The following is a 10,533-nucleotide window of genomic DNA, read 5'->3' on the forward strand; positions in this document are numbered from 1 at the left end:
TAGTGGTCATCACCTCCTGCTACGAAGTCTCGCCAGCTAGCGGATTAAGCTGGCGGAAGAGGATTTCTACAGAGCAGGTCATTATTGGCTTGCCGGAGATAGCTGACGCGGCGAAATTCTCTCTGCGATGTTCTCGGCAAGCGCGTTGAGAAAATCGCCATCGTGCGCCGCGGCGAATGTAAGCTGCCCGACGCGAAGGTCGTGAGTTCCTACTTCGCCGCGGCTCTGGCGCGGGTGCGGGCGCCTTTTTTAGCGCTTGCGACGCGGGCTTTTTTCGGCCGGGCTGCAGCGGCCTGACCACCCAGACGCCCCCCCTTTTTTGCCGGTGACTTGTCGGTGCGCTTGCCCATTCCGCTGCCACCGGGCATTTTGCCGCCATGATCCATCTTATTGACTGTAGCCCAAGCACGACGTTCGGCCTCCTTTTCGCCCACACCACGGGCTTCGTAGCCCTCTTCGATGTGCGAGGCTCGGCGTTTCTGCTTGTCGGTGTATTTTGATTTTGCGCCGCGGGGCATATCGCACCTCCACGAGGAATCGTCTCTTGGAAACTACGTCGACAGACTTCCCTGGATCGCCCGTCGCCAGGGAAGGCGTAGCGAAAGTCATGCCAGATGGGGCTCAAATTCCGCGAACATTGCACCCCCAGATTAAACCAGCGGCGGCAACGTCGAGATCAAGAACTGCGTCTGCGTAAGCCCTAGAAAAATAATGGCCCGTAGCACGCCGCCGGATTTTCCGACGGAACGCTGCGGGCCAGGTCGCTTTGCGCACTCAGAGCATTACCAAGTCGCGACTAATTGCGATTATCGTTCGAATCGCGATCGTCATCACGATTGTCCTGCCGATTCTGGTCACGATTCCCGTCGCGACTGTTGTCACGCTGATCGGCACGCTGTGCCGTACGCCGATCATTGAAGTCGGCACTGTCGCCTAGCGTCACGCTGACGTCTTTTTTCCGGCCGTCATGACGTACGCGGAGAGTAACTTTGTCATTGAACTGTTTGTGACTCAATTGCCGCATCACGTCGCGGACTGAATCCACGTCGTGATTGTCGATCGCTAGGATCTCGTCACCCCGCTGCACTCCGGCCGACGCGGCGGGGCCGTCGTTGATGACGCGGGCGACTGTCAAATTGCCGTCGTTATCTTCTTCGAGCGTTACGCCCAGGGCCGGATGATGCTCGTTGATCGACCAGCGTTGGTAGCCAGTCCGTCCGCGATTGTTGGCTTGGCGGGCGTCGCTGCGAAAGCGGCCATCGCGCTCTTGATAGCCATTCTGGCGAGGCATCTGGTGAGCCAGGTCCTGGGCAGAAACGAGATGCGACTTGATGGTTTGATCCTGTCCGTCGCGTCGGATCCTGAGCGTGACGCGATCGCCTGCCCGGTGATCACGAAGTTGTTCGCGGAGGGCGTCCCGGCTCGACACCTTATGGTCGTCGATTGCCAGGATTTCGTCACCGGAACGCAGTCCGGCCTTGTCGGCGGGACTGGCGGACCAGACTTCGCTGATGACAAGCGCGTCGCGATCGTTGGAAAGATCCACGCCCAAAAGGCCTCGACCAGAATTGTCGCCAACGTCGTCCTGACGCTGCGAGTCGTAGTTGTTACGGCGTTCGTTCGATTCACGACGGGTGAACTGTCGTTCGTCGCCATAAACTCGTTCGCGTGGGGCGAACGTCACGTCGATCGATTTGTCCCGACCATCCCGCGAGACACTGATCGTCCCGCGCTCGCCCGGAGTGACGCGATTAATGCAGCGGACCACATCCCGATAGGAATTCACCGGGCTGTCGTTGATCTTGGTGATGCGATCCCCTTCTTGCAGTCCCGCTTGTTCGGCCGGGCTATCGGGCAGGATATCGCGAATGCGGATCCCTTGTCCGTCGCGCTCGCTAAGCATGATGCCCAACGCGGCATGTTCAGCCCCGCGATATTGAGTTTCGTCGTCATCGCGATCGGCTTGCCGTTGTCGATCGCTATCCTGGCGGTCTTGCTGCGCATTGTTTTGCTGGGCGTCCGCTTGTTGAGCATCGCGTGATTGGTCGTCGCGCGCTGCGACAGGTGCTGCGGCGGCGCACCATAGAACCGCCAACGCGGACGCGCCCGCCACAGTTGTGAGAACTTGTCGAAACATCATGCACTCCTTTTCCAAAAAAGCGACACAGGGGGTAAGATCGCACAGTCATGCGTCAGTCGCGCTCGCGACCGGGAGGAACCTCACGCGCAGAAAAAAAGTCGTGCGAGGATCTGGAAAGTTAAAAAATATCGATGCTGTGACATTTCAGCGGAAAGAGCCGCCTGCTCTCTTTGACGCCAACAAGGTCAAAGGCTGTCCAACGTTGTGCCCGCACGGCATGTATTATTTGTGTGCCGTATGAGCAGCTTCTTTGGCGAATTTATCAGGGGCCTGATCGAACTTTTGTTTGCAGCCCACGCTGCAAAAAAGAAATGTCTGGCCGCCGTATTCGCTCTTTGCGACGGCATTGCCGGACTTTACGTCCATGCCGCAAACGGGATCCTTTGCCATTTCAATTCTCCTTTTTCCAAGTGAAGACGTGGCGAGTTTGCGCTCCCGGCTGAGAATGTCCGGGTCGATGAGCTTGTCACTGGCCTCACCATTGCAACTCGCGTTCCGATCGCGCGCGCCATGACAGTCATGTCATTTGTGCCTGCTACTCAGCATGCGATGACCGATCCGGAACGTCCGCGCGTGCAACCACAGCGCCATCTTGTGTCTGCAATGCTGGCAGTCGCGAATCGTCGCGAATCAAATCTGTAATGAATTGCGCGACCACATTTGCAACGGCCGCAACCCCGCGACTTATGTGTCGCGAAGTACATCCTCGCCCACGCTTCCTGCGGCGGCGGAAAAGCCCACAGCAAGCGCCGGGTAGCCCCATTGTATTTCGTCGATTGCGCGATTCCCTCGGGGTACAGACTCGGCGGGCGAGGTGTTTTATGCGCGATTGAGTCGGATCGATAAACCTTGAATAGGGGGCAAGTCCGAACCTGCCAAGTAAGACGACCGTCGAAATTCGACGAAGCTCGATCGTACTCGCTCTGACCAGCAATCTAGCGGCCGATCATTGAGTTGCGTATCGGAGTCGCCGTGGAGGATGCGGCTCCAGGCATGCCAGACGCCGACAACAGACAAAAAAGGCACCCGCGGGGCTCGCCGCGTGTGCCGGTAGCAGGCCGTTGGTTGAACGTATCCGCTCACCAGGGCTTGAGCTTCCAACCCAGGACGAAGCCCATGCCCAAGCACCACAGCGCGACAACCTCGGGTCGTTCGCGGGCGTACTCACGGGCATGGGCGACCAAGTCTTCAGCCGGTCGGCTGACGACGGACGTGGCGCTCCTGCCGTGGGTACCAGATCCCTCGTGATGGGAGGCGCGCGGCGAAGCGTGCTGCGTATTGTGATGATCGTCTGTGGTCGATCTTGCTTTGCGAACCATAAGTCTTGTTCCTTCCAAGAAAGAAATGAAGAATTCCTTGCGAATGCGCAGATGCGACGGCGTATGCGCCGAATCATGCGCGTCTTGGCCCATTAACGCTTGCGTAGGACCAATCCAGCGATGACGCCCGCGAGCAAGCCTGCACCGAAGGCCAACACAACCGATTCGGCAGGGCGGGTACGCACCATGTCTTCCACGTCCGAATAGCGCTCGCGCATTCTATTCGCGGAATCGGCATAGGCGTCTTGCACGGACGAGACGGCGCCGTTGGCGTATCGACGAGCCGTTTCGGCGGCATGCGACAATGTCGACGACCCATCGGCCGTCAGTTCTTCGAGAAAATCTTGCACCGACTCGCGGGTCTCGCCCGTCTTGCGTTGGATGAGGCCCACCAAACGATCGACATCGCCATTGAAACGGCGCAGGTCATCGCTGGTGAGTTCTCCCCAGTGTTGCTTGAGTGTTCCTTTGAATTCACTCCATTGTCCCTGTAGTATTTCTGCGTTGATCATTGCGATCTCCTTTGAAATAAGCCTTTGTGACTCCGTTTGTCGTTCCCGATAATTGTGAACAGCTGAGTGGGCTGCGAATCGAGAATCCCCTCACCTGTCTAAAGAGTTGCCCTAGACTTTCTCGATTGGTGGAGACATTTGCATATTCCGTGCCACCCAGCGAGAGACAGCAGGACCTGGGCGGGAAAGTTGCCTGCAGGCGCTGTATTGGCAAGATTTAAAAGAGTCTGGCTGCGTTACGTCGAGTTCAATTAGCGGAGCACTAGCAATGACTCGCACGCGGCCAATCCGCTCGGCAATCGGTCACACGCCAGGGGCGTAGGGCTAAAGAGTCCCGATTTCCCTCGGCTGAAACGATGCTGCGCGCCTTGGCACACGCATTGCAATCACTTGAAGATGTGTCGAAGCCAAAGGCTGAGCACACCGCAGTTCGTTGGTGACATTATTAGAAAAACATTCGACGGAGAACTCCGATGAACTGGGATCAAGTGAAAGGGAACTGGACGCAATTTCGCGGCAAGGTGAAAGAAAAGTGGGGTCAATTGACCGATGATGATCTCGACGTGATCAACGGCAAACGAGAGCAGTTGGCCGGCAAATTGCAAGCGAGATACGGTTACGCTAAGGAGCATGCCGAGAAAGAAGTGGACGAGTTCTGCCGCTCGGCTTGATGAGAAGAGAAGCCCTCCCTTTCTGACAGGGATCCGATGGATGCAGGGAATTGATGCCCGGTCCCCTCGCCATTCTCTCCCTGCCGGAAGGGGAGTTTGAAAATTGAAGCGCGCTTTGGGCGTGAGATAACGCCCGGGGCTAAAAACGGCCGCTGATGTGTGCTCCACGCAGGCGGCCGTTTTGCTGCGCATTGCAGTGCTGCTCGATGTGCTTTTTTGCGGCGACGCGATAACCAGCTTCCCAAGCAGAGGTCGCGTGTCTCGCCGAATTCCTCGGAGTCGTTGGCTGCTGCTTCCATATCTCAAAACCAATGGCACTGGCATGCAATGTGCATTCATCTCCTTGCAGTGCCCTTTTAGCCGGCAAGCAAATATCACAACCCCCCGCAGTTAGTTTTTCAAGGAGCCCTGTCATGTTGTACTGGACACTAGTTTTTCTGGTGGTTGCCATGGTGGCGGCCGTATTCGGATTTACCGGCATTTATATTGCCGCGGCTGAAATCGCCAAGGTGTTATTCGTGATCTTCTTGGTGCTGTTCATTGTCAGCCTGGTGGCGGGTGGCTTGAATCGCCGACCGCTGGCGTGACCTGCTCGGCGGTGACCTGCCGAAAGGCGAGTGCCGAACACAGGCCCAGGGTCGATGTTCAGAACGTCGATGCTTGGGCCTGCTTTTTGCGCGGAACTCTCCTTTTTTGTGCCGGCAGCTGATGTGCGCGTTTCAAACTTCCGGAACGGCGGGAGTGGACAAAGGTGTGTCGAGGGGGCTAGCCTCTCGCGAGATTTCCGTAAGCTCTTGCTTGGCGCGCTGCAATTCTTCATCCGTGCGATTTTCCAGATCCACGAGGCTGGTGCGGGCTTCGGTGATGGCACGAAGCAGCTCATCGAGTTTGACTTGCATTGCCATCGCGTCGCGGTTTTGCGTATTCTGGATCAAAAACACCATCAGAAATGTGACGATAGTTGTGCCTGTATTGATTACGAGTTGCCAAGTGTCTGAGAAGCCGAACAAGGGTCCCGTTCCTCCCCACGCCACCACGACGAAAAGTGCAATCAAGAAAGCCCAGTTGGAGCCGAGCTTGTCGGCAATGTTGCGCGAAAATCGGCGAAATGAATCCTGCATATGCCTTCACTTTCGATTGAGAAGAGTTCGCATGGAGCTTGTGCAGCTAGTCCGCCCGACATGGCAGGAGCACTTTGAGTGCCGCGGCACGGAGGCTCAGTGCTTGACAGCGAACCTGGCGGTGGCCGGATGCGAGTCACCCCGAAAGGCATCCGGCCATTGGTATAACTCCTAGCCAAACATAGGATTATTCCACGAGTCGCAAAGCGGATGACCGATTGTTGCCTACCATCTTAAAACCGAGCGTTTCTTAGGATCCTGGTCTAACCAGTCTGTAAAACTCGATGATTGGAATCGTAGACGAACTCGGTGCGCCGTCGCAAGGTGCGCTGAAACTTCCCAATGGCGACATTCGATGGTGCCTTTGGGCGCCCCATCAAAAGCGGGTATCGCTGGCGCTATGGCATGACGGCCGCCGGGTAGTGCATCCCATGCACAGTCATGCAACGGGCCACTTTTTCTGGGAAGAGCGCGATGCTATGGACGGGCAACGCTACGCCTACCTGGTGGGGGATGACACGCGCGAGTTACCCGACCCGGCGTCGCGCTGGCAGCCCGATGGCGTTAACAAGCCGTCGGCCGTATTTGATCCGAATTCCTTTCGATGGACCGACGCGGGCTGGCGTGGCGTCAAACCCGAGGCGCTGGTCATCTATGAGCTGCACGTGGGCACATTTACGCCGGAGGGGACATTCGACGCTATCATCGGGCGATTGCCCGCGCTTATCGATCTCGGCATCACGGCCATCGAAATAATGCCGATCGCGCAATTCTCCGGAGCGCGCAATTGGGGTTACGATGGCGTCCACCCGTACGCCGCGCAAAACACATACGGCGGTCCGCAGGGGCTGCAACGACTGGTCGATGCGGCACATCATGCGGGAATGGCCGTGTTGCTCGACGTGGTCTACAACCATGTGGGGCCCGAGGGGAATTATTTGGGGACCTTCGGCCCCTACTTCACCGATAGATATCACACGCCGTGGGGGCAGGCTCTGAATTATGACGGGCAGGATAGCGATCCCGTTCGCAAGCTGGCCCTCGATAACGCGGCCATGTGGATTCGTGACTTTCATCTTGATGGGCTGCGCCTGGACGCTGTGCAGACCATCTATGATACGAGCGCGCTGCATATTCTGGCCGAACTACAGCAAACGGTGCAGCAGATCGCCGACGCTCAAGATCGACGGGTCGTGGTGATTGCCGAGACAAACCAGAACGACGTGCGGCTGGTCGCGCCGCGCGTGCAGGGAGGATACGGCCTCGATGCCCTTTGGAGCGATGATTTTCATCATTGCGTCCACACGCTGCTAACGGGCGAGAACGATGGATACTACGCCGACTTTGGCCAGCCCGAGCAGCTTGCCAAAGCCCTGCGCGAGGTATTTGTCTATGACGGCCGGTACAGTCCGTTTCATCGACGGCGACAGGGAAATCGCGTCGGCGAAACGCCGCGCGAGAAATTTGTATTCTGCGTGCAGAATCACGATCAGGTCGGCAATCGGGCCTTGGGAGATCGGCTGGCAAGTTCGTTGTCACCGGCGCAGCAACGGTTGGCGGCGGCTTTGTTGCTGCTCGCGCCCGCGGTTCCCCTCATGTTTATGGGAGAGGAATATGGCGAGACGCATCCCTTTCCGTTCTTTTGTTCATTTGCCGATCCGCGGCTGATCGAAGCGGTGCGTCGCGGTCGACGCGCGGAGCTTGCTTCGGTGCGGTTTCGCTGGCAAAGCGACCCCCCCGACCCGCAGGCGACCACCACCTATACCAGCACCAAGCTCACCTGGGACTGGGCAAACGATCAGCACCGTGCGGGACTTCGCACGCTGTATCAGGATTTGCTCTGGGGACGTCGCACCTGGCCGGCGCTTTCGGAGCGCCACGTGAGCCGCGCCGAGATTATCCGCAACAGCACAGGGGACCCATGCTTGGTGTTTCAACTGGGCGCGGGGAGCGAGTTATTGGTATGGGCAAACCTGTCACCGCAGCACATCGACGTACCCGGTCAGCCATCCGAGCACGCGGCGATTCTCCTCTCGACGGCGGCAACGATGTATGGCGGCGAACGCGCATGGCTCGCTAAAATGGCAAGAATGGAACCATACGAATGCGTGGTCTGGGGCCCGGCGACCTACCCTAAAACTTCGCCGCTGCGCAGCAGTTCTTAAAGGCAGTTCAGCCGGTGCCGAGCAACTTGAGCCTTGGCCGCTACGACTTTGATGGCGGCGATGCCGGCTTCCGCTCAGCCGCGATGCCGTAACGCGCCGGCCCAACATGCCGGAGGCAAATCATCCTCGACTACTAGCGCATCTACTACCTCGTACCCTGGCACGAGCCGCCGGCAAGAATGGAAAAGGAACTGCTTGGCGTAAAAGGTGCCGACAACGCCCGATAGGACCACGATGCCCGTGCGACCGTCCCAGTCGAGTTCGATGCGCTGGCCCGTGGTTGGCATTCGTTGCAATAGCGAGGCCAGTATCTGCCCTTGCCAGGACTCTTCGCGTCCCTGCGGGCCGTGCGGCATCCTTACAATGCGTTTATTGTGGGAGGCGCGAGCGGCAGAGGAAACAGCGATCATTTAAAATGCGTCCTGGAGATCGGAAGGGAGGAGGGAACTTATGCGGCGAGTCGGTCTTTGACAGCAAATTTCGGACCGAGACGGGACAATCGTTACCGCCGCATCCATAGAAGCCGTCTTCCTCAGACTGTCGGCTTGAATTCCGCAGCGAGGGCGCTCGTCAGGGCACCTTTGCACCATCAGAGACATTGTTGCTTCATGGCGACGGCCGGCCTCGAGGCGACCAAACTGGCCGGACGATGCACAGGGGGATGTACACCCGCGGATCGTCCGGTCGCGCATCGGGCCAAGAATTGATCGACCGCGAACTGCGTTTCTCCCGTTTCAATGCCGGTGATTTTGTCCCGCGACCTTTTGCTAGCGTTCCGCGTGATGCCGCGGGTATAAAACTTGCATAATCGACAGAGGCAAGTGCGATCGGGTACGCAATTGTCGGTTCAGCGTTGGTCCAGTGCCTGCGAAGAAGGTGCTTCGCGGCGGGTGATTGTCCGTTGCGCGAGCAGGGTTCATGGGTGGCGACGTTTGATCTAGGGCGGGATTCTGCGGCGACAGCCTTCCAGTACTTCAAAGTGGTTTTAATGCCTGCCGCGCGCGACAATCTGAATGGTTCTGTGCCAAGCTTGGATGTCATCGTCGTGGGGGGCGACGCCGCCCGCCTGCAGTTATTGGCAAATTCGCTTACAGGCGGCAGCCAGCGGCCAAGGATTGCCAGCAACGGTTTGCACGCGATCCGTCTGTTCTTACAGCAGGCGCCGGACGTGGTGCTGGTTGATTTAGACACGCCCACCGATGACAACGTGCCGATTTCGTTGCTGCTGAGGGGGCTGCAAACCGATCAGCGGGAGGTGCCGATCATCTCAATAACAACTCCCGCCGATGATCTTGCTCGCAGTCGTGCGCTTTCGTCTGGCGTGGATGCATTTTTGCCGCAGCCTTTGGCGATCGACACGATGCAGCGGTTGCTGACGGAGTTGCGTTCGCTTGCGGCCTCGTCGACGGCGGCTCGGGGAGCTGCGAACACGCGATCCCGCGCCGAGCGTTTGCCGGCCGTTGACATGACGGCGGCCCTGGGACGGCTGGGGGGCGACAATGAGTTGCTGGGCGACCTGATCGGATTTTTTTTGGAGGATGCCTTTCCGCTGCTGGTGGGAATCCACGAAGCCATCGAAAAAGAAGATTGGGATAACGCCCGCCGCCGTGCGCACAGCTTGAAGGGGCTGGCCGCGAATTTTAGCGCCTTGACCGCCGTGCATGCCTTGCAGGCGATCGAGACGTGCGACCCGGGGTCGGAATCAACGATGCTTGCCGCCGCCCGCGAGGTCGACGGTGAAATCGCGCGTGTCGCCGCGGCGCTAGTAGAGTACCGAGAGGGTCGTGGCGAAGTTGCTTAGTCGGCGGCCACATGCGGGCTAGCCGATTTTCGGCACCGTGGGAATTCCACCGTGAGTTTGGAAACCGTCCGCGGCAGCCAATCGTTTACGTCGCGTCCTCATTGTCATCGGCATCGGTGCCGCCGTCGTCGATCTTGATCTGACGATCGATGGACAGACCCAAAGCACGAATCTTGTTGCGCAAGCTGCCGCGAGTTATGCCCAGCCGTTTGGAGGACTGCGAAATATTGCCCTGCGTCTTGCCGAGCACGCGGGGAAGAACGTATCGTTCGACCGCAGCCACTACTTCTTCGTACAAGTTCTCGCCGTCCTGCTCTAAAAGGCGATTGACATGCCCTGTCAGGTCGTCGCCTGGGCTTTCCGAGTTGGTGCTTGCAGCGGAATCGTAATTGACCGCAGCCATCGGGAGGAATTCCGGCAGCAGTACGGGCCCGACGGTATTCAATAGCGACTGACGTATAACGTTCTGCAACTCGCGAATGTTTCCCGGCCAGGCATTCTTCAGCAGGATGTCGAGCGCGTCGGGCGAAATGCCTCGAACGTCTTTGTCCAGTTCCGCAGCGAACCTGCGCAAAAAGTGATCCAGCAACAGCGGCAGATCGGCCGTGCGAGCACGCAATGGGGGCAACTGGATTGTCAACCCGCTCAAGCGATAGTACAGATCCGCGCGAAACTCACGCGCTTCGACCATCTGCTCCAGGTCGCGATTGGTGGCCGTTATGACGCGAACATCAGTGGTAATAGTATGATTGCTGCCCACACGCTCGAACTGTTGTTGTTGCAAGACCCGCAGCATCTTGGCTT

At 58.2% G+C, this 10,533-nt stretch carries 12 protein-coding genes; 4 read left to right on the top strand and 8 right to left on the bottom strand.

The window, feature by feature from the left end; translation table 11 throughout:
• Window positions 1-209: 209 nt before the first annotated feature.
• The 5 genes from VGG64_19565 to VGG64_19585 all read right to left on the bottom strand — a co-directional run bounded on the left by VGG64_19565 (window position 210) and on the right by VGG64_19585 (window position 3,971).
• On the bottom strand, window positions 210-518 hold the full coding sequence (locus VGG64_19565) for a hypothetical protein (GenBank protein ID HEY1601809.1): 309 nt from the start codon (window positions 516-518) through the stop codon (window positions 210-212).
• A gap of 278 nt (window positions 519-796) precedes the next feature.
• A complete protein-coding gene (locus tag VGG64_19570) occupies window positions 797-2,137 on the bottom strand; it encodes a PDZ domain-containing protein (GenBank protein HEY1601810.1) in 1,341 nt (446 codons plus the stop codon).
• Window positions 2,138-2,362: 225 nt separating this feature from the next.
• The gene (locus VGG64_19575) at window positions 2,363-2,530 is read right to left on the bottom strand and encodes a YHS domain-containing protein (GenBank protein ID HEY1601811.1); all 168 of its coding nucleotides are present in this window, start codon (window positions 2,528-2,530) and stop codon (window positions 2,363-2,365) included.
• Between the two features lie 689 nt (window positions 2,531-3,219).
• Window positions 3,220-3,459: a hypothetical protein gene (locus VGG64_19580; GenBank protein ID HEY1601812.1), complete on the bottom strand. Its 240-nt coding sequence runs from the start codon at window positions 3,457-3,459 to the stop codon at window positions 3,220-3,222.
• A gap of 92 nt (window positions 3,460-3,551) precedes the next feature.
• Window positions 3,552-3,971 (bottom strand): CsbD family protein, encoded by a 420-nt coding sequence (locus VGG64_19585; protein HEY1601813.1) that lies wholly within the window; start codon window positions 3,969-3,971, stop codon window positions 3,552-3,554.
• Between the two features lie 473 nt (window positions 3,972-4,444).
• Between VGG64_19585 and VGG64_19590 the strand changes: the two genes are divergently transcribed.
• Both VGG64_19590 and VGG64_19595 read left to right on the top strand, forming a co-directional pair.
• Window positions 4,445-4,642: a CsbD family protein gene (locus VGG64_19590; GenBank protein ID HEY1601814.1), complete on the top strand. Its 198-nt coding sequence runs from the start codon at window positions 4,445-4,447 to the stop codon at window positions 4,640-4,642.
• A gap of 413 nt (window positions 4,643-5,055) precedes the next feature.
• Window positions 5,056-5,229, top strand: a complete 174-nt coding sequence (locus VGG64_19595) for a DUF1328 domain-containing protein (protein HEY1601815.1) — start codon at window positions 5,056-5,058, stop codon at window positions 5,227-5,229.
• A gap of 132 nt (window positions 5,230-5,361) precedes the next feature.
• Here VGG64_19595 and VGG64_19600 read toward each other — a convergent pair whose 3' ends face one another.
• Window positions 5,362-5,763: a low affinity iron permease family protein gene (locus VGG64_19600; GenBank protein ID HEY1601816.1), complete on the bottom strand. Its 402-nt coding sequence runs from the start codon at window positions 5,761-5,763 to the stop codon at window positions 5,362-5,364.
• A 284-nt stretch (window positions 5,764-6,047) separates the two neighbouring features.
• Between VGG64_19600 and treZ the strand changes: the two genes are divergently transcribed.
• Window positions 6,048-7,928, top strand: coding sequence for a malto-oligosyltrehalose trehalohydrolase (treZ, locus tag VGG64_19605; protein HEY1601817.1), 1,881 nt, complete (start codon window positions 6,048-6,050; stop codon window positions 7,926-7,928).
• 74 nt (window positions 7,929-8,002) lie between these two features.
• Here treZ and VGG64_19610 read toward each other — a convergent pair whose 3' ends face one another.
• The gene (locus VGG64_19610; protein ID HEY1601818.1) at window positions 8,003-8,284 is read right to left on the bottom strand and encodes a hypothetical protein; all 282 of its coding nucleotides are present in this window, start codon (window positions 8,282-8,284) and stop codon (window positions 8,003-8,005) included.
• Window positions 8,285-8,916: 632 nt separating this feature from the next.
• Here VGG64_19610 and VGG64_19615 point away from each other — a divergent pair.
• A complete protein-coding gene (locus VGG64_19615) occupies window positions 8,917-9,729 on the top strand; it encodes a response regulator (GenBank protein HEY1601819.1) in 813 nt (270 codons plus the stop codon).
• An 85-nt stretch (window positions 9,730-9,814) separates the two neighbouring features.
• Here the strand turns inward: VGG64_19615 and VGG64_19620 are convergent.
• Window positions 9,815-10,533 (bottom strand): sigma 54-interacting transcriptional regulator (locus VGG64_19620; protein ID HEY1601820.1); only part of this gene is annotated, 719 nt, incomplete at its 5' end.

It is taken from the genome of Pirellulales bacterium (genome assembly GCA_036490175.1).
Lineage (GTDB): Bacteria > Planctomycetota > Planctomycetia > Pirellulales > JACPPG01 > JACPPG01.